This window comes from Paenibacillus sp. RC84, assembly GCF_041260495.1.
Lineage (GTDB): Bacteria > Bacillota > Bacilli > Paenibacillales > NBRC-103111 > Paenibacillus_F.
The window spans coordinates 465,226-484,238 of the sequence record NZ_JBGBYL010000003.1 but is presented as its reverse complement, the minus strand read 5'-3'; the positions used below and the strand labels follow the sequence as shown (position 1 = coordinate 484,238).

Here is a 19,013-nt window from a genome sequence, read left to right as displayed (position 1 = left end):
CCTCCGACGAAACGTTCAGCGGATAAGGCTGTCTATGATTCTTCTATTATAGCATGTTTTCCTGCCTGGCATCCTGTTTCCGTCCGTAGGGACCGATTTTCCAGCTCCTCCGGAAATCGGCGAGTTCCTGCCAGCCTTCCATGCGCCGCGACTGTTCTCTCAGCGGACGCAGATACCTTGCGAATTCCCCGTACATGGGCTGTTTCTCGAGATCGGCCCATACGCTTTCCGCCGCATCCGCCAGGCCCGGCTTATTGCCTGCATAATAATTCTCCTGAGCCTCCATATCGTCCAGCGGCCTTTGGTCCAGCTCGAAATAACGGTCTGCGATAATCCGCGCAAGCGCGAACACGCCGAGGGTTATTTCGGGCGAAACCAGCCAGCTCGGAAGCGTCCGGTACTCAAACCCGCCGTGCCGCTGCCGGCGGTAATCCCCCAGCAGCCCGTAGCGCGGTCGGCGCTGCGCGGTCGTCTCTCCCTCGATCATCGTAAGCGGGAGCGTCAGGTAGTTATCCAGCGCGCGCAGCAGGTGCGAATTCAGCCAACAGCGGCTGAAATGTACATGCCCGCCAAGCGGAAAGCCCGGCAGCGGCATGCCGCCGGCGATCCAGGCGAGGCTCTCGTCGCCGATCTTGCGCGCGGCCGTACGCATCGTCCGGCGCAGGTTGGCGGCCAGTTGCGCCGGTTCGCTGCTCGGCTGCGGCCGCAGCTCGGCCAGCGGCAGAATGACGCGGTGGCCGCTGAGCACGATCGCGTCGCAGCCGACCTGGCCTTCCCGCTCCAGATACTTGGAGGCGGACACGACTTTGCCGCGCGGATTAACCAGCAGAAACTCGGGATCGCTCCCGAGTACCGCCGGCTCCGTCCGCACCAGCTCCTGCGAGAGCTGCACGGCGTATTGCCCGATGGCGTGCGCAAAGAGCGCCGCCAGCGGCTGATCCGGCCGCGGCGAAGGATCTACCCGCAGCACGAGCGTCCTGCCGGAAGGCTCGATCGCGATATGCACGAGTCCGTAGTCGAGGCCGAGCGCGTACACCGCCTTGACCGACTCGCGGACGGCGCGCTGGGTGTGAAACGTCTGCTGCTCCAGGCTGACTTCCTGAAAACCGGACGGCTCTGTTCCGGCCGAGCCTGGAAGGAGCAGCAGGTTGTTTTTCTGCCGGTAAACGGCGAGGGCCTCCATATGGAAAACCGGTATACGGTATTCGTAGGAATAAGGCCGGCCGCCCCGGCGGATGCCGCGACCTCGGCGGTCGGCCTCCGTATCTTCCAGGGAGCCGCGGATCGTCCGGATGCCGTGTACGGCAAGCTGCATCCTCGCGTCCTCTTCCCTCACCGCCAGAGAGACCGCTTCCGGAGGCTGCAGCAGAGCGCGCCGCGGCATTGCGGCCAATTCCCGCGCCTGCTCCGCCGATAGATTGCCCCAGGCTGCGATTCTCACAGGCGTCTTCTCCGGAAGCTTTTCCCCATGCGGAATGTTCAGGAGATCCAATTCCCGGCTCATAACGGAAACCGTCTGCTTATCCCGCCCGGAGTACAGCACGAAGAGCTGCATAGTCGTCCTCCTCCCGGCTGCCCATTTTTACCCGGAGAAACAAAAAAGAGGGCAAACGCCCTCTGCCCCAGCTTCTTCCGGTGCATAAGATGAAGGAACCTTTAACTTAAATCATCTTCCAGCAGATCGGGGTTCAAATCTTCGAAATCTCCATCATCGCTGATGAGATCGAAGTCTACATGCTTCTCTTCGAAATCTCCGCCGTTCGGATCCACGATCACGTGCACCTTCGTTTCCGCCGTCAGCTCCACATGGAATTCGCGCTCTACGCGGATCAGCACGTTACCGCCTCCGGAGATGCTCGCTTCCACACAGTTCGGTTCCTGCGTTGCGACCGCAGAAACTTCCGCCGTGGCAGACTTGTGCCGCTTGTCGAGGTACGACAAGCCGACTACCTCCGCATAAGATACCGTTTCTTTCGCGACATCGGTTTTCGTATTCCGATCATACGAATACCAGATGTTGATATCGTAAGTACCGACGACCTCGACTCCTTCTCCAGACTTGACGGCTTCGTACTGATTGTTGATGATCCAGGCGCCTAAGATACTGGTTGGAGCATGAGGCGGAGTCACGGTATGACTTACGTGCGAAAATTTGCGTCCTTTGCCGCAGACAGCTTTCACAATGATCTCTCTGCTTTGCAAATTTCTATCTATTGACATCCTTTCAACCTCCTCCATGCAATCATTCATTACAAGTGTATGCAGGACATAGGCGATTGTTGATTGAACGGACGCAATCAAATCAAGATAATTTGTAAATTCCGCATTAAATCAAGCTTCGTCTTCTTATAATAGTTAAATGGAAATAAACCGATCCAGATGAAATGGGACCCGATAACGATCACTCTTCAGTAGCCGGCTGCGGTTGAACGCAGCTGGTTATTTTTTCGTTCCGCTTCACGAATCGAGCTTTGGCCGTGTCGTATTTCCGCTGCTCCAAGCCACCACACCATCGTCAACCAATCCTCATGACACTTAGATCGGCTGCTTTCTCCCGCTGCATACGGAATCGTTACCGGGGATAAGAAGAACCCCGCTCGAATATTCAGCACCAAGGATAACTTTCATGGGCGCTTCAGCAGAAGTGTTTTAACTTTGCGGATTACCGGACTGATATCCGGCCTATGTGAAAGCCCGAGCTCCAATATCGGTGCTCGGACTTGATTTTTTCAAGCATTGTACGTATGCGGCCTACACTTATTTCAATGCCTTCCGTAGCCATGCTCAAAGCATGCGGCCCGGTTGCGTGGAACTTCTTTATGCGCCCCGGCTCTTTATTGACGCTGTGGCAAACCCCGCACGATGAGTTCTAATAAAAAACCCAAAACCAACTGAAATTGATATTGCAGACTGGGCTCCTCCGGCGATCCGCAAACCGCTTCATCACGGGATAATTATGCCTGTTACCTTATACGGCCGGATCCGGGGCTGACATCTTACGGGTTAAGTGAATCTTTTGAATAAAAAAAACCCCTAAAAAGGGGCCTCGAATAGTGAGGTATCTCATTGTCCGCTATCACTTTATGAACCCTATAAAATTTTGATTGGACTTAGTTGATAGACACTAAACGGCTGCCCCTCCGCATTAACCTCTTTTTCTAAAAATAGGTTATCGTCCTTTCATGCATTAGATACCTGTCATAGGATGATCTTGTATTAAACATTCCGAGGAGGTATCTTAAATGAATTGTCCAAAGAGAAAGAGATGTCACAAAAAAACAGTTATCGTGTGTAAACCGAAGAGAAAAAATAAAATCGTCATTGTAAAAAAGAAAATCGTAAAAGTATCCTGTCCCCCGCCTACCGTAAACGTAACGCCTATTCCTGGACCCCAAGGACTTCCCGGTCCTCAAGGCCCGCAAGGACCCCAAGGTCCTGCCGGCCTAACAGGGCCCCAGGGAATCCAAGGTCCCGCCGGACCTCAAGGACCCCAGGGACCCGCAGGCGGAATTTCATCGTTTGCCTTTGTGTGCAGCACAGCGGCGCAGACGATAGCCGCGGCAGCCGAACCGGGGGGGCAAGGCGGGGCCGTATCCTTTAACGACTCCGTCATCAGTGCGACAGCCGTCACATTCGCACCTCCGTCCAGCATTATCATAAATGAAAACGGATTTTATAAAATTACGTATGAGGTGTTCCCTACAGCCGGGAATAACGCTTTCGGCTTGTTCTTTGACCCCGACGCGGCTGGCCCGACCCCTGCGGCCCTGGTTCCCTGCAGTAACTATGGAACCGGCGCCGGAAACAATCCATACACCGGGCAGGTTATCGTTCAATTAACAGCCGGCGGAGTATTGACCTTAAACCGGATAGATAATACGGGGGCTTTAACTTTACAAAACGCAATCGGCGGAGGAACACCAACCGTAAGCGCTTCTCTTTCAATCGAGAAACTGGCATAGTCTTCCTATCAATTATATAAAAATCCCCCGGCCGTCAGGCTCGGGGGAGTCGCCAAGGGCACCAACATGATCAGGAGCGCGCGGACGCGGGCTTCTGTTTTTTTTGCTTTTTGGCGATGTTCAAATAATAGCTCAGTTCCCGGGTCAACTGCTGGAGGGCCGCTCTTGCCTCGAACTCGGAAAGCGTCTGCGGCAGCGTCTCCATCTTGAAGTTCGCCTGCAGGGCGGCCAGCTTTTTCTCCGAACGTCCGGTGTAGTAGTCTACTTTGCAGTCTTTGCTAAGCTCTTCGAAAATAGAAGCGAGACTTTCCCCGAGAGGCAGCTCCCGGCTGACCTGGGACACCAGCAGCGCCATCCGCTGAAGGGATTCGAACTGCTCGTTGCGCATGTAAAAATAGAGCTGCATGTCCGTATACGTATGAGTGCCGAAAAGCAGCGCGTTCTCAATCGACCGGCTGGCCGTTTCGGTTCCCGTTTTCAGCACTTCGTCCAGCTCGAGGAGTTCCTTCCCGTTCCAGACGACAGTCGTATCCCTTAGATGTTCGGCAATGTGCAGAAACACATCCGAGAAAAGCCCCTCGACTTTGGACCGGTAAAACTCGATTTCTTTGTCCGCTTTGGGCATATACGAAATGTTGATCAGCGTGGCGCTTCCCAATCCGACGATCAGAAGGATGATTTCATTTAAAATAAGCGGGGGGCTGATCAACTGCGCATTATAAATGTGAAAAATGGTTACGGAAGCCGTGACCGCTCCGTCGCTCAGCTTTATCCGGTGCAAGACCGGGAAAACGATAAGTACGAACAAACTGAGCACCCAAACGTGGAAGCCGAGCAGGCTGAACAGGACGGATGCGAAAAGGACGGCCAGAATGGAAGCCGCGATCCGCTGAAAAGCGTTGTTGATGCCTCTGCGCTTCGTTACCTGAATGCCCAAAATAGCAAGAAGCCCTGCGGAATTGGGGCTGGTTAAGCCGATCCACCGGGCCAAAGTAATCGATACGATGACGGCCAGAGCCGTTTTTAAGACGCGAATGCCGATGAAAGGAATGTTCATAGATGTTTGCTCCGTCTAGTGGATTTTTTCTGTTTCGATTATTCCATGTTCGGCGATATTGTTCAAGTCTACCGGTCACAAGAGCGGCAATTTATGCTTCTCTCAGACTTACCGGCGGGACATCAATTTATTCTCCAAATAGACGACGGCCTGATACATAAAGGTCGCGACGATCGCGATCACGACCAGACTTGCTATGACGAGAGTGAAGTTGAACACCTGGAATCCGTACACGATGAGGTAGCCGAGCCCCATTTTGGAAACCAGGAATTCGCCGACAATGACCCCGACCCAGGCAAGGCCGACGTTCGCTTTCAACGTTGCCACTATCGTGGGAAACGACGCGGGAAGGATCACTTTGCGGAAGACCTCGCCCCGGCTCCCCCCAAAGATGCGGACAACTTTCACGTAATTGTCGTCGACTTCCTTGAAGCTCCCGTACACCACCAGTGTCGTAATGATGACGGTAATCGAGAGCGTGGTCGCGATAATGGACAGCATCCCGGGACCGAAGCCGACGATAAACAGCGGACCCAGCGCCACTTTCGGCATGCTGTTAAGCACGACGATGTACGGATCGAGCACGCGGGACAGGAAGGGCGACCACCAGAGCAGCATCGCCAGCGCCGTCCCGAAAAGCGTGCCGAGCACGAAGCCGACAACCGTCTCATAGACGGTATATCCCGTGTGGGGAAAAATGGAGCCGTCCGCGATTTTGGAAGCCAGGAGAACAAAAACTTTGCTCGGATAGCTGAACAGCAGCACATCGATCCATTTCAGGCGGCCCGCGGCTTCCCATACGCCCAGGCTGATCACAAGGATGAGCAGTTGGGCGACACGGACACGAACCGCAACTTTGCGTTTGGCCTCCAGATGGGCCGCATGGATCGTATCCGCAAGCTTTCCGCCGTCTGTATGCTTCTGACCGTTCACCTGTGCGTGGATACCGGCTACTTGATTCTGTGCGGTTTCATCTGCCGGATGATGGTTCACGTTTCCGCCTCCTTTCCGCCCATACGCTCGAATTCCTGCCATATCTCGTGGAAAAGCTCGTGAAATCCCGGCTTTTCTCTCGCTTCGAAAGGCAGCGTCCGCCGGATAGGCTCCGGGACGGCAATCTCCCGCCGGATTCGGCCCGGGTGCGGTTCAAGCAGGATAATCCGGTCGCTCATCGCGATGGCTTCCGTGATATCATGCGTGACGAGCAGCGCCGTTTTGCCCCGTGAACGGAGCGTCTGCACGACGAGATCCTCGAGCTGCAGCTTAGTCTGGTAATCGAGCGCGGAAAACGGCTCATCCAGAAGCAGCAGCTCGGGCCCCGCGGCCAGCGTCCGGACGAGGGCGACGCGCTGCCTCATTCCGCCCGACAACTGGGCGGGCCGGTAATCGCGGAATGCGGCAAGCCCCATCTCCTCCAGGAGATGATCGACGTACGCTCCCGTTTCCTTGTTCAGCCTGCCCAGCAGCTCGAGTCCGATGACGGCATTGCCGTAAATTGTCCTCCACGGAAACAGGTAATCCTGCTGCAGCATATACCCGACCCGGGAAGTAGGGGAATCTATTTCCCGGCCGTTAATCAGCACCTGCCCCCGGGTGGGCCGGATCAAACCGGCGATAATGGACAAAAGCGTCGTTTTACCGCAACCGCTCGGGCCAAGCAGGCTGACGAATTCACCCGGCCGGATGGTCAGTTCGATGTTTTCCAAGGCCGGGTTCGCCTGGGCGTCCGACACGTAAACATGCGTCATGCCGCTAACTTGAACCGTGGCCGCTGTATCCATGGTCGCATCCCTCCTTATCCGCTTGCACGAGAAAGACCCCCGCAGCCAAAGCCGGCAGCCGCGGCACTAAGCAGGCCGTGCCTGCTCACTTCACGTTCACCTTAGCTTTCTCGGCAAAACTGTTGTCCACCAGCGTGCTCCAATCGGCCTTCGCTTTCAGCTCACCCGCCTGAGTCATGACGTCCTGGAGGTTGTTCCATTCCGCTTCGTCGATGACGGGATCGCCGGCGTAGGTGTTCTGGTCTTTATACCGTTTCACCACGCTTCTCACGATTTCCGGATCGGTATCCTTAAAATAAGGCAGAACCGCATCCGCGATTTCGTTGACGCTTTTCGTATGCATCCAGTTCTGGGCCCGCTGTACGGCATTCGTAAACTTCTGAACCGCGTTCGGGTTTTTCTTGATAAAGCTTTGTTTCGCCATGTAAACGGTGTACGGCAGTTTGCCGCTTTCGACTCCGAACGAGGCCAGGACGTAGCCTCTTCCCTCTTTCTCGAATACGGACGCCTGAGGCTCGAAAAGCTGGACATATTCCCCCGTTCCGGAAGAAAAAGCGGAAGCAATGTTCGCAAAATCGACATTCTGGATCAGGTTTAAATCCTTGCGGGGGTCAATGCCGTGCTTGCGCAGCGCAAACTCTCCGGCCATTTGCGGCATTCCGCCCTTGCGCTGGCCAAGGAAGGTTTTTCCTTTAAGCGCGCTCCAGTCGAAATTTCCGGCCGGCTTCGTACGCGATACGAGAAAGGTGCCGTCCGTCTGCGTAAGCTGGGCAAAGTTGATGACGGGATCGTCGCTTCCCTGCTGATGCACATAAATCGACGTTTCCGATCCGACCAGCGCCACGTCGATGCCGCCGGAGAGCAGCGTGGTCATCGTTTTGTCCCCTCCGGCCGTAGTCGTCAGGTCCACTTCCAGTCCCTCATCCTTAAAAAAGCCTTGCGAAAGCGCGACATATTGAGGCGCGTAAAAGATCGATCTCGTGACTTCACCGATACGGATTTTGCTGACTTCTTCCTGTTTCGAGCAGCCCGGCAGAACCAATCCCGCCAACAGCACCGACAGCAGGAGGAAGACGATAGATCTTCGTTTCATGGCGTCTCCTCCATTCTTCTTGATTGCTATCAGCATATGCACAAGCAGGCGGGCGGGTTAATGGACGGAAGGCCCTCTGGGCAAAAAAAAACCGCCCCGAAAGGCGGTGGCCGAAGCAGCCAACGTCATCCGGGGCGGTTTTTTTACAACTTCTATTAGCTTAAGCCGTAGAGCGGCTTATATTTGTCCTTGAGGTAATCCACCAGATACTGCGGATTGAGATCCTCGCCCGTCACGCGGCGGACGATCTCGTTAGGCGTCTGGGATTTTCCGTAGCGGTAAATGTGCTCGACCAGGAACTGTTTGATCGGAGCGAAATCGCCTTTGGCCAGCAGCTCGTCAAACGCCGGAATCTCTTTGCGCAGCGTGTTGGTGAACTGGGCGGCATACATGTTGCCGAGCGCGTAAGACGGGAAGTACCCGAAGGAGCCGCCGGCCCAGTGCACATCCTGAAGCACGCCTTCCGCGTTCGTGTCCGCCTCGATGCCCAGGTACTCGCGGTATTTCGCGTTCCAGGCTTCGGGCAGGTCGGCGACTTTGAGCTCCCCGCTGAACAGCGCTTTTTCAAGCTCGTAGCGGATCATGATGTGGAGATTGTAGGTCAGTTCGTCCGCTTCGATCCGGATCAGTGAAGGCTCGGTATGGTTAATCGCCCGGTAAAACGCCTCTTCGCTCACATTATCGAACTGTCCGGGGAAGGTCCGCTGCAGGTCGGCGTAGTAACGGGACCAGAACTCGCGGCTTCTACCTACCATATTCTCCCAGAAACGGGATTGTGACTCGTGAATGCCCATCGACGTTCCCGTGCAGAGATTCGTTCCGATCAAGTCTTCCGAAATGTTCTGCTCGTAGAGCGCATGCCCGCACTCGTGAATCGTACCGAAGAGCGCACTTGTCGCGTCTTCAGGCAGGTAACGGGTCGTGATGCGGACATCGCCCGGATTCAGGCCGGTCGCGAACGGATGGACGGTTTCGTCCAGACGTCCCGCTTCGAAGTCGTAACCCAGTTCCTTTAAGATGAACAGCGAGAAATGCTTCTGCTTCTCCTTGTCGAACGTCTGGCGCAGGAACGAACGGTCCGGCTGCGGCGCCTTCTTGATTTCGGCCAGGAGAGGCACGACTTCGCTGCGGAGAGCTCCGAACACTTCGTCCAGCTTCTCGACGGTCATGCCGGGTTCGTACATATCGAGAAGGGTATTGTATTTATGCCCTTTGTAGCCCCAAAGCTCGACGAATTCCAGGTTCGTTTCCACGATTTTTTCCAGGTAAGGCTGGAACATGGCGAAATCGTTCTTTTCCTTCGCCTCTTCCCAGACGCTTTCCGCTTTGGAAGTCAGTACGACGTATTCTTGATACTTCTCAGGCGGAATCTTTTTGCTGCGGTCAAATTCCTTCTTCGCTTCGTGAACGATGCGGCGGTTCGTTTCGTCCAGTTCCTCGATGCGTGCCGTATCGGAGAGGAAATCCAGGTATTCGCCCATTTGGTCGGATACCGATAGCCGGAACGCTTCGGTGGACAGCTCGCCGATGACTTCGGAACGCTCGGATGCCCCCTTCTTGGGAGCGCCGGTGCGCAAGTCCCAATAAATGAGGCCGACTGCTTCTTCATAATGTTTGATTTTACGTATGTATTTGCGGAATTCATCCAGTTTGCCCTGATAGTCTGTCTGGCTCATGGTGGATTCTCCTTTCACTAAACAGGTATACTGTCATCATACTTTCTATGCGGGAGATAATCAAATTCTTCCGTTTGTGATACAATTGATAAAAAGGAGGGAGCTTACGCATGTATATTCACTTTAGCGAAGCGGCCGTCGAAGCCCTTACAAACCGTCTGCCCCAGGATGCGATCCTCAGGCTGTTCTACGATACGGAAGGCTGCGGATGCGCCCTGGCCGGGGTAGCCGCTCTTCAAATCCAGGCCGCCCATACCGAAGGCGACGTAGATGCGCGGAGCAATGCGTTCACCGTGCAGTACGATCCCCGCAAAGAAGTTTTCTTCGAGGAAAATCTGTCGGTCGACTACATGCCCCAGCGGGGAACCTACGTCCTGAAGAGCAGCCAGCAGACCTACAATCCGGCCATGAGACTGGTCAACTGCGTAAATTAGCACAAGACGGCCCTCAGGCTGTCTTTGCCATAAAAAGAAACCATACAAAAGAAGCGGAGGATCTATATGAGTTTGATATCCGAAATTCTCAATTACAATGAATCGTTTGTGGAATCCAAAGAGTACGAACAGTATTTGACAACCAAGTTTCCCGATAAACGGATGGTTATCCTGACCTGTATGGACACCCGTCTGGTGGAACTGCTTCCCAAGGCGATGAACCTGCGCAACGGCGATTCCAAGATTATTAAAAACGCGGGCGCTCTCGTCTCCCACCCTTTCGGAAGTATTATGCGGAGCATTATCGTGGCCGTATATGAACTGGACGCCGATGAAGTACTCGTAATCGGACACCGCGACTGCGGCATGACCGGCTTGAACTCGGAGAAGGTTCTGAGCAAGGCGCGGGAACGGGGCGTGCAAACCGAAGTGCTGGACACCCTGCATAACTCCGGCATCAACCTCGACAAGTGGCTGACGGGTTTCGAGCATATCGACGAAGCGGTCATCGGAAGCGTGAACATTATCCGCAATCACCCGCTCCTGCCGAAAAACCTTCCGGTACACGGCCTGGTCATGAACCCGCAGACGGGTAAACTCGACCTGCTTACGGAAGGATACGACGCCACCCCCGTAAAAACGAATCCGGAAGAGTATCCGTTCATTTAATTGCCCGGAACGTCACTCGTCCCACCTGTCTACATACAAAAAAACCGCCTTTTGGCGGCAGGCGCTGCAAACGCATCGCGCCCGCCCGAAGGCGGTTTTTTTATTGAAATACCCATGGTCGTTAGCGGCCGGACCCGCTGCTTTAGGAAGCTGGCGAGGAAGGGTCCGATCTCCGCGTTTTTTTGTAGACCGCCTCGATGACAGCAAGACCGAGCAGATAGAAAACGGCGAAGCCGACCGTCATCCAGAGCGCCCGGGAAGTGCCCGCCTGATCCATGACATATCCGATCAACGCCGGGAAAACGGCTCCCCCGAGACCCGCCAGGCCGGTAATCAGACTTGTCACAAGCCGGGCAAGACCCGGAAACGTATGATTGGCATACACCATCGTAATCGAATACACGCCGGACAGCAGCAATCCGAGCGCAACAATCAGCACATACCCGGTCCAGATGTTTTGCAGCACGATGAAAGCGGCCAGCACAATCAGGCTGCTTGCCATACTGATAAACAGAAACCGGCTGTAAGTGATTTTGCGGATAATCCAGCCCGTGGCGAGACGTCCCAGTACCATCGCGCCCCAGAACAGACCGACGCTGAGTGCCGCAAGGAAAGGCGCCGCATCCAGGTACGAGATAAAGATGGAAGACAGGAAATTGTTCATGCTTCCTTCGATGCCGCAGTACATAAAAATCATAAACCCGAAGAAAACGAGCAGCAGCCATTTCAGACGGGCCGAAATGTTTTCGGGCGGCGCCATGTTGCTCGCATCCTTCGCGGCGTTGTCGTCGAGATCCGTTTTGGAGTAGGTAATAAAGACCCACACTCCCGTCATCGCAAGGGCCATGACTCCCGTAACCACGAACGAGTATCTCCACAGATCCATCGAGATCAGCAGGCTGGAGATGACGGGCATCAGCAGAGCCCCCAGGCCGAACGAGACTTCCAGGTAGCTCATCACAACCGCCCGGCGCCCCACAAAAACCTCCATCATGAGCGTCGCCACAATCGTTTCGACGGCAGCCGTTCCGAGACAATTCATAAAATTGATAACCAGCATGGCCGAAAACGGCGGCAGCGACCACATCATAAACTGGGAACCGGCAATAATCAGACACGCCAGCGCCAAAATCTGCTTTTCGCTAAAACGGTTTAACAAAAGAGTCGCCACCGGCACCCCCACCAGAAATCCGATGGAGCCCCAGAAAACAAGCTGGCCTCCCATTGTGTAAGTAACTTCGTAATGCCGTAAAATTTGCGGCAGCACGGAACCGATCGTGGTGATAACCAGTCCCGCCAGAAAATACATGACATAGGATGCCTGCGCAAAACGTTTCAACTCCGACTCACTCCTCTATCGACAGGGCTGTTCTATCCCCTAAGCGCCCGATCGCATTCTGTATAAGCGCCCTCATCCCTACTTCCGGATTAACGCGTCCTCTCTATGCTAGTAAAGGAAGCGGAATTTTACAACGAAATATTTTTCCCGAAATTATACAATAGGAGAAAACCTTTATTATATCACTGTGTGAAGTTTTTTTCCTTGAAAAAAACGCCGCTTGTCGGCGGCGTTTTATCGTGATTTCAGTTATAGCGGTCAGCCCTGAATCGTTTTGATCAGGCGTCTAACGGGACCGTTCGGAGTTTCAATCACTTCATAGATATTAAAATGGGCGCCGGAGCTGAACTGCTCCGATTTAACATCATTGAAGAAAAACGTCTGCTTGCCGGATACGAGGCGGCCGGTGCCCAGGAACGGAACCGTCTGGCTGGCCAGAGAGCGGTTGTCGGGATCAAGCAGTTCGATCTCCATTTTGGAGAAGTTCGAATCCACGATCACCTGCTCTTTGCGCGTAATCGTCATGTCCAGAATCAGCTTATACGTATACTGGGCATCGGTCTTCGTGCTGTAAGTCCAGCCGACCGTGGAATCGTTAAACGCAACCTCGAACGGATAGAACGACACCGGCCCGCTCCCCGCCTCCGCCTGGAAGGCGACCTTGTAGGAACCGAGTGACATTTGGTTGGCATCCGTGATCGTCATGGCAAGCGTTTCGGTCTTGTCCGACGGCGGGATCATGTAGGAGTAGCTGACTACCGCGGCGGTGCCCGGAAGAATGCTTGCGGCTGCCGACGACTGGCGTGTGCCCGCATAGACGAGCCCGTCCGGCGTGGTCAGTTCCATGCCGAGCTGCGGCAGATCCAGCGTCTTGCCGGACGTGTTGGTGAACTTGTATTTGGCGACGGCTGTCTGATAGCCGATCTCTTCGTTCTCGTGCTTGTGGAATTCCACAAGCGAAACGCCGAGCCCCGCTTCCAATGCTCCGTTCGGAAGCGGCAGCTTCTCGCCAAGGGTATACGGCTGGGCGGCCGCATAATCGCCGCCTTTGCCGGAATCCGCCTTGGCGAGGGACAGCGCGGCCGCCGGCACGTAGCCGGTCGAGCCGGCGGCCGTGCTCTTGCCGGAGCCGGACGACGCTGCGGCTGCGGAGGAAGAACCCGCCGAGGCGGTCGCTTTGGCCGCGGAAGAGGCCCCGCTGCCTGCGGTCGTCCCGGCGGACGAAGCGGACGCCTTCGCGCCCGAGGCGGTCGCGCCGGAGGCACCGGCCGCATCGGCCGAGCCGGTTGATCCGCCGCCGCTCTCGGCTGTAGTCTCCGCCGCCGATTCCTTCGCGAGCAGAAGAAGCTCGATCGCGTCTTTGGAGACGCCCGCCGGCAGAGACGCGGTATAGCGGAACGACGCGGATTCGCCCGGGGCGAGAAAAGCCGAGGACGGCTTCGCGTCGATCACGCCGTCGACGGTTGCGCGGCTGCCGAACTGGTACACCGCGGACAAATCCGGCAGCCGGACGTGTTCCTTGGCCGTATTGCGGAATTCGACTACGGTCTGCACGGTCGTCCCGTCAGTTTTGGCGTTGACCACCGCGCTGCGGTACGTCAGTTCAAGCCCGTCCCCGTAAACGTATGGGATGGCTTCTCCCACGCTCACGGCAGTCGTTTCATCGGGAACCGGCACAGTCCCGATCGTGAAGGTGCCTCCGCTGCTTTTCGCGCTGAGTACGAGCTTCAAGGCCGTTCCGGGCGATGCGCTTCCCGCCGCGGACGTTTTCACCGTCAGGACGGCCGGCTCCTGCGGTTCCAGGAGGGTATCCGCTCCGCTTACGACCGCAGCCGTGTAGGTGCGGCCCTTGGCGTCCTGCACGGACAGCAGGACATTGTCGTTCCACTTGAGGGCTATCGATCCCTGATTGACAACCGTCAAGTGGGTGTACAGCTCCTGCCCGCTGTCGCGGTTCCAGCGGATGGAGTCCTGAGCCCGAATCGTCAGCGCAGCGTCCTCGGGCAGCGACGCATCCGCTTCGCTCAGCTGAACCCGGACCGGCTTATCCGGAGCGGGAGCCGCGTCGGCCGCAAGAGGCAGGCTGCCGATGCCCGCACCCTTCGAGATTCCGTCCGAAGCCCAGCGGTTCAGCGAAAGCTTCAAGGTATCGAGCGAAGCCTGCGAGGAAACCTCGGCCGTGTATATGTAGCGTCCCGTCGAATCCGGCCACACCCGGGCGGAGGAAGTTCCGCTGAGCTTAGGGGTGTATCTGCTTCCGTCCGGCGCGTTCACGCTGACCGCAAACGCGTTCAGATCGACGGTTCCGCTTCCTTCATTGTGAAGCAGCAGCGTGAAGTGCAGAGAGCTTTTGCTGGTCCCTTTGGCCAAAGATACGTCTTCGACGGTAAAGTAAACTTTCGGCGATACGAAAATCCCTGCCGCTCCGGCGGAAGCCTTGCCGGTGAAAGGGCCGGACCAGCCCGCGGAAGAGATGGCGACAGCGGCTGTGAGTGTGACGAGCAGTTTAGGGAGCTTGTTGCGTTTGTCTTTTTCCACTTCGTTACCTCCTGAGATGAATTCGGGCGGATTTAATCGGAACGCAGCGCGTCGATCGGATGCAGCTTGGAAGCTTTGTTCGCCGGATAAAGGCCGAATACGACGCCGACCAGCACCGAGAACGCGAACGCGTACAGACAAACGTCCAGCGACAGGCGCAAGGTCTGCTCTTTGGAAAAGAGCGGCCAGCCGTACACGATGCCGATGCCGAGCAGCAGACCGAACAGGCCGCCCAGCCCGCTGATGACGGTTGCCTCCACGAGAAACTGCAGCAGAATGCTCCGGCGCTTGGCTCCGATCGACTTGCGGATTCCGATTTCGCGGGTCCTTTCGCTTACGGTGACCAGCATGATGTTCATAATGCCGATGCCCCCTACAAGCAGAGAAATCGCGGCCACGCTGACAAGCTGTTTGGTAAGCGTATCGGTCGCTTTCGTGCTCGCGGCCAGCAGCTCATCCTGATTGATCAGGGTAAATCCCGTATCGGATTTGAATTTGTAAGTGAGATACGACTTCATCGTGTTTTGCGCTTTGTAAATATCGTCACGCGTCGGGGCTTCGATATAGGTCGTCCGGATCGTTCCGAGCTGGAACTGGCGGCGCGCCGTCTCCAGCGGCACGAGAATGGAGCTGTCCACGGAGGTGCCGCCGATATTCGAGCCTTTTTCTTTCAGCTGCCCGATGACGGTAAACGGAATGCCTTCAATGCGGATCGTCTCTCCTACCGGATCGAGCGTCCCGAAATACGTTTTGGCAACCTCGCTGCCGATTACCGCCACTTTGCTCCGGAACTCCAGATCCGACGGGCTTAAGAACCGGCCCGAAGCCACATCGGCTTTGACGATGCTCTGGTAACGGTCGTTCGTCCCGATCACATTGGACGTATCCTGCGTGCGGTCCGCTTTGATATGGGCTCCGTTCTTGGTCATCGTCGGCGCGATCGCGCTAATTTCGGGGAAGCCCTCGAACTGCATCAGCTCGTTGTAATCCAGTTGAGTGGCGCGGCCCATGCCGTTTACGTTCACGACGAGCAGATTCGTGCCCAGATTTTCGTACTGGGCCTTGATCTTGTCGGTCGTTCCGTTGCCCAGCGCCACGAGCGCGATGACGGAACAGACGCCGATGATCACGCCCAGCATCGTAAGAAACGTGCGGAGCGGGCTGCCGGTCACCGTCTTCATCGCCATCCGGATCAGCTCGGTGAATTTCATGAGGGCACCCCCTGTGCCGCCTGCGGCAGGCTGAGCCGGTCTCCCACGATTTCCCCGTCCCGGATCGACACGATACGTTTCGCGCAGTCCGCGATAAGCAGATCGTGCGTGATCAGCGCGATGGTATGCCCCTGCCCGTTCAGCTCGAGAATGAGCTCCAGCACTTCCTGCCCGGTCCGCGTGTCCAGCGCGCCCGTCGGTTCGTCGGCCAGCAGCAGAGGCGGCGATAAGGTAAGCGAGCGGGCAATGGCCACACGCTGCTGCTGGCCTCCCGACAGTTCGCTGGGCTTGTGATGCTCCCGCCCTTTCATGCCGAGCTTCTCCAGCACGGCTCGCGCTTTCTCCGCCCGCTGCTTGGCGGGAATGCCCGCATAAATCATCGGCAGCTCCACATTCTCGAAAGCCGACAAGCGGGGAAGCAGATTAAACTGCTGAAAAATAAATCCGATCTTGCGGTTGCGCAGTTCCGACAACTGATTGTCCGATAAGCGCTCGGTCTGGACACCGTCGAGAAAGTAGCTGCCGGTCGTCGGAACGTCCAGGAGACCCAGCGTATTCATCAACGTGGATTTTCCGGAACCGCTCGGACCTACGATGGCCACAAATTCACCGGCGGCGACCGATAAATCCAGCTTCTTCAGAATCGTCAGCTCCTGGGCGCCTTGGCGGTACACTTTCGTAATGCCCTGAAGTTCAATCATATTCATGCCAATCACCTCCTTGACCGACCTGCCTTATCTCGACTGGTTCGCACGCTGGCCTCCGCCGCCTTGGCCGCTCTGGCCTCCCTGGGTTCCGCCCGGGAATCCGCCTCCGCCTTGGAAGCCTCCTCCGCCCTGACCGCCTTGGCCCCCTTGATACTGCTGCCTGAGCCGGTCGATCTCCTGCTGGGTCATTTTCGTCTGCTGGGTTTTCTGAGGCACCACGACCTTGTCGCCTTCCTTCAGCCCTTCGGTGATTTCCACCTGGGTCGTACTGCGGATACCGATCTTCACCTCATGCTGCGCCTCCGTCGTACCGTCCGCTTTCTTAAGGGTGACGTAGCGCTTACCCTGGCGTGACTGAAGGGCTTCGGGTGACACGTACAGGACGCCCGTTTTATTTTCGATCAGAATATTCGCGGTCGCCGTCATGCCGTATTTCAGCTCGTTTGTATTTTTGACGGCCAAAATCACGTCGTAGAACGTCACCCCGTTAGTCGTCGTGCCCATGCTGGAGATTTGCGTCACTTCGCCTTCGAACTTTTTCCCCTGCAAAGAGTCGACCGACACTTCGGCTTTCATGCCGGTTTTGATCGCATTCAGGTCGAGCTCATCCACCTGGATCGGCAGCTGCATCAGGTCCATATTCGCCACGGCGCCGAATTCGAACGCGTTTTTGACTTTGGCTCCGGGCGTCAGACTCGCGAGAATGTTTTCTTTCGTATTAACAAAGTCAGTCGAGAACACGCCGTCAAAAGGAGCCTTTACAACCAGATCGGCCACTTTGTCCCGGGCCTCCTGCACGGCCAGCTTTTGCTGCTCCAGTGCCGCTTCCTTATCGGAAATGTCGCTCTGGATAGTATCGTTCTCCAGCACCGCCACGCTGGCCCCCGCCTTGACCAGAGTTCCCGACTTGTTCGGAAGTGAAGAAACGGTGCCCTGCACACCCGCTACGACCGGCGCCGATTTGGCATATTCCAGCGAGCTCTCGGCCACCGCATCCACAGAAACGTTCCCGATCCTTGCGGATGCCTTCACTTTCAGTCCGGCATCGAGCGTGCCGTCGTTTTGGATACGGATCTGCACTTCAAGCGCTTTTCCGCCTTTTCCGTCGGACTTGCCTGTCTTGTTCACAGCGTCCACCCTGCCTGTTTTGGTTAGCGAAAACCCGTCGACGGTCAGGTCGATTTCTTCTCCGCTGCGGAGCTGCAAAGCTTCCTCGTACGGAAAAAGCGCCGAAGCCAGCAGATTGGTCGTATCGTTGACCGTCGCGATCTTTGTATTTTTATTGACGTTTGAGCCGACTTCAATATTGGGAGCGAGCACAAGCTGTCCGCCGATTGGAGCGGAAGTTCCCATGTTGGCCTGCTGCTGCCGCAGCTCGGCGATCTGTTTCTCGATGTCCGCCTGGGTCATCAGCGCTTTTTGTAAATTATTTTCCAGTGTCGGACTGCCCAGCTCTACAAGCACGTCCCCCGCTTTAACGGGCATATTCCGCGTAAGATGCATCACTTTAATCGTGGCGTCCGCAGGAGAGACGATCGTCTGTTTTTCTTTCGGCTCGAATTGGGCCGTCCCCGAAACCGTGGAGCGGATATCCCCTTTCTTGACGGCAACCACAACCTCTTGAGCGGCGGCGCCCGCCATCGGCTTTTTAACGGCTCCGAAAGCAAAATAGCCTCCGGCTCCGACCAGCAGAACGCCGGCCAAGCTCATTCCGATTACTTTACCTGACCATTTCATCGTCTATTTGTTCCTCCCTGTGATGGCCGCCGATTTTTGGCGGTTCAACATATGCAGTGTCTGCTGCTCCAGATTTAGTTCCGGCTCGTCCTTAAGCGGCCCGCATTCCGCAGGCCGGAAAGCCGAAGATTCCTGGGCCGGATCTGTTCCTCCGTCAGGAACGCTGTCGTAAAAATAGGGAGCCGTATCGCCGCAGTGTTCCCGGTTTCCTCCGGTTTCGCGGGCGCGCCCCTGTAACCTTCGTTTGGCGTCGTCCGCAAAAACCTTCTCAAACATATTTCTCTGCTTCCCCGTAAGCAGGCGCTTTGCTTCCTCGCTCTCCTCCTGCGTCATTTCACCGCGGCCGACGCTGCGCTGAAGGATCCCGGCAAGCTGTTCCGCCTGCGCAGGGGTAAGTGAAAAGCCCGGTTCTTTCCCGACCTCGAGCAGCGTTGCGCAGAACAAAACCAGAAGGCGTTCCCTGCTCGTCTGTATGGCAGGTTCCGTATTCTCCGGGCGGTTCCCGGTTTGAAAAGCGGCAGCCCCGTTTGCTTCATAAACGGGCTGTGAAGCGGAGAATGCTGCCGCCGGTTCAAGCGTATCCGTATGAAGAGACCGGCTGCCCGCAAACGCAAGCGTGAACGTAATCGCAAGAGGCAGCAGGCAGGCCGCCCCTATCCAGCGCGAATGAAGCTTCCGGCGATAACTCATGGCCCCCTCCCCCAACGCAAAAAATCCTGCCCCGAAGGGCAGGATTGGTCTAACGACGTTCTGGCACTTGCTTTGCCTTGCCGCCATCTCAACCTGTCCCTATGAACAGGATAAGAAAC

General features: G+C 56.1%; 16 protein-coding genes. 2 read left to right on the top strand and 14 right to left on the bottom strand.

Translation table 11 applies throughout. The features are described from left to right. Positions 1 to 46: 46 nt before the first annotated feature. The 8 genes from ABH899_RS09560 to ABH899_RS09525 all read right to left on the bottom strand — a co-directional run bounded on the left by ABH899_RS09560 (position 47) and on the right by ABH899_RS09525 (position 9,569). Positions 47 to 1,555: a putative amidoligase domain-containing protein gene (locus ABH899_RS09560; RefSeq protein ID WP_369995783.1), complete on the bottom strand. Its 1,509-nt coding sequence runs from the start codon at positions 1,553 to 1,555 to the stop codon at positions 47 to 49. 101 nt (positions 1,556 to 1,656) lie between these two features. Further along, positions 1,657 to 2,220, bottom strand: a complete 564-nt coding sequence (locus tag ABH899_RS09555; RefSeq protein ID WP_009674367.1) for an outer spore coat protein CotE — start codon at positions 2,218 to 2,220, stop codon at positions 1,657 to 1,659. A gap of 1,261 nt (positions 2,221 to 3,481) precedes the next feature. After that, entirely contained in the window at positions 3,482 to 3,631 is a 150-nt protein-coding gene (locus tag ABH899_RS09550) for a hypothetical protein (RefSeq protein WP_218229978.1), read from the bottom strand. Between the two features lie 401 nt (positions 3,632 to 4,032). Beyond that, on the bottom strand, positions 4,033 to 5,019 hold the full coding sequence (locus ABH899_RS09545; RefSeq protein WP_009674324.1) for an aromatic acid exporter family protein: 987 nt from the start codon (positions 5,017 to 5,019) through the stop codon (positions 4,033 to 4,035). 108 nt (positions 5,020 to 5,127) lie between these two features. Further along, positions 5,128 to 6,012: an ABC transporter permease gene (locus ABH899_RS09540; RefSeq protein ID WP_369995782.1), complete on the bottom strand. Its 885-nt coding sequence runs from the start codon at positions 6,010 to 6,012 to the stop codon at positions 5,128 to 5,130. Then, complete coding sequence (locus ABH899_RS09535; RefSeq protein ID WP_369995780.1) at positions 6,009 to 6,800, bottom strand: ABC transporter ATP-binding protein; 792 nt, start codon at positions 6,798 to 6,800, stop codon at positions 6,009 to 6,011. Before ABH899_RS09535 ends, ABH899_RS09540 begins: the two co-directional genes overlap by 4 nt. An 85-nt stretch (positions 6,801 to 6,885) precedes the next feature. After that, positions 6,886 to 7,893: an ABC transporter substrate-binding protein gene (locus ABH899_RS09530; RefSeq protein WP_218229975.1), complete on the bottom strand. Its 1,008-nt coding sequence runs from the start codon at positions 7,891 to 7,893 to the stop codon at positions 6,886 to 6,888. 155 nt (positions 7,894 to 8,048) lie between these two features. Beyond that, on the bottom strand, positions 8,049 to 9,569 hold the full coding sequence (locus ABH899_RS09525) for a carboxypeptidase M32 (RefSeq protein WP_369995779.1): 1,521 nt from the start codon (positions 9,567 to 9,569) through the stop codon (positions 8,049 to 8,051). A 110-nt stretch (positions 9,570 to 9,679) separates the two neighbouring features. Here ABH899_RS09525 and ABH899_RS09520 point away from each other — a divergent pair, with 110 nt between their 5' ends. Both ABH899_RS09520 and ABH899_RS09515 read left to right on the top strand, forming a co-directional pair. After that, positions 9,680 to 10,003, top strand: coding sequence for an iron-sulfur cluster biosynthesis family protein (locus tag ABH899_RS09520; protein ID WP_009674353.1), 324 nt, complete (start codon positions 9,680 to 9,682; stop codon positions 10,001 to 10,003). Between the two features lie 66 nt (positions 10,004 to 10,069). Beyond that, positions 10,070 to 10,672, top strand: a complete 603-nt coding sequence (locus tag ABH899_RS09515; RefSeq protein ID WP_009674331.1) for a beta-class carbonic anhydrase — start codon at positions 10,070 to 10,072, stop codon at positions 10,670 to 10,672. Positions 10,673 to 10,814: 142 nt separating this feature from the next. Here the strand turns inward: ABH899_RS09515 and ABH899_RS09510 are convergent, their stop codons facing one another. From ABH899_RS09510 to ABH899_RS09485, 6 genes are all read right to left on the bottom strand, one after another. After that, positions 10,815 to 12,011, bottom strand: a complete 1,197-nt coding sequence (locus tag ABH899_RS09510; protein WP_009674336.1) for an MFS transporter — start codon at positions 12,009 to 12,011, stop codon at positions 10,815 to 10,817. A 258-nt stretch (positions 12,012 to 12,269) separates the two neighbouring features. Next, positions 12,270 to 14,549, bottom strand: coding sequence for a COG1361 family protein (locus ABH899_RS09505; protein WP_369995777.1), 2,280 nt, complete (start codon positions 14,547 to 14,549; stop codon positions 12,270 to 12,272). 32 nt (positions 14,550 to 14,581) lie between these two features. Further along, positions 14,582 to 15,760, bottom strand: a complete 1,179-nt coding sequence (locus tag ABH899_RS09500; RefSeq protein ID WP_009674345.1) for an ABC transporter permease — start codon at positions 15,758 to 15,760, stop codon at positions 14,582 to 14,584. Next, entirely contained in the window at positions 15,757 to 16,467 is a 711-nt protein-coding gene (locus ABH899_RS09495; protein WP_369995776.1) for an ABC transporter ATP-binding protein, read from the bottom strand. Before ABH899_RS09495 ends, ABH899_RS09500 begins: the two co-directional genes overlap by 4 nt. A 27-nt stretch (positions 16,468 to 16,494) precedes the next feature. Beyond that, positions 16,495 to 18,204 (bottom strand): permuted SH3 domain-containing protein, encoded by a 1,710-nt coding sequence (locus ABH899_RS09490; protein WP_369995775.1) that lies wholly within the window; start codon positions 18,202 to 18,204, stop codon positions 16,495 to 16,497. 3 nt (positions 18,205 to 18,207) lie between these two features. After that, positions 18,208 to 18,894 carry a hypothetical protein gene (locus tag ABH899_RS09485; protein WP_369995773.1) on the bottom strand — a complete coding sequence of 229 codons (687 nt, stop codon included), beginning with the start codon at positions 18,892 to 18,894 and terminating at the stop codon, positions 18,208 to 18,210. Positions 18,895 to 19,013: the final 119 nt, after the last annotated feature.

Coding starts and splice junctions, on each gene's coding strand:
- ABH899_RS09560 (WP_369995783.1), bottom strand. CDS start 1,555: ATGCAGCTCTTCGTGCTGTACTCCGGGCGGGATAAGCAGACGGTTTCC.
- ABH899_RS09555 (WP_009674367.1), bottom strand. CDS start 2,220: ATGTCAATAGATAGAAATTTGCAAAGCAGAGAGATCATTGTGAAAGCT.
- ABH899_RS09545 (WP_009674324.1), bottom strand. CDS start 5,019: ATGAACATTCCTTTCATCGGCATTCGCGTCTTAAAAACGGCTCTGGCC.
- ABH899_RS09535 (WP_369995780.1), bottom strand. CDS start 6,800: ATGGATACAGCGGCCACGGTTCAAGTTAGCGGCATGACGCATGTTTAC.
- ABH899_RS09530 (WP_218229975.1), bottom strand. CDS start 7,893: ATGAAACGAAGATCTATCGTCTTCCTCCTGCTGTCGGTGCTGTTGGCG.
- ABH899_RS09525 (WP_369995779.1), bottom strand. CDS start 9,569: ATGAGCCAGACAGACTATCAGGGCAAACTGGATGAATTCCGCAAATAC.
- ABH899_RS09520 (WP_009674353.1), top strand. CDS start 9,680: ATGTATATTCACTTTAGCGAAGCGGCCGTCGAAGCCCTTACAAACCGT.
- ABH899_RS09515 (WP_009674331.1), top strand. CDS start 10,070: ATGAGTTTGATATCCGAAATTCTCAATTACAATGAATCGTTTGTGGAA.
- ABH899_RS09500 (WP_009674345.1), bottom strand. CDS start 15,760: ATGAAATTCACCGAGCTGATCCGGATGGCGATGAAGACGGTGACCGGC.
- ABH899_RS09495 (WP_369995776.1), bottom strand. CDS start 16,467: ATGAATATGATTGAACTTCAGGGCATTACGAAAGTGTACCGCCAAGGC.
- ABH899_RS09490 (WP_369995775.1), bottom strand. CDS start 18,204: ATGAAATGGTCAGGTAAAGTAATCGGAATGAGCTTGGCCGGCGTTCTG.
- ABH899_RS09485 (WP_369995773.1), bottom strand. CDS start 18,894: ATGAGTTATCGCCGGAAGCTTCATTCGCGCTGGATAGGGGCGGCCTGC.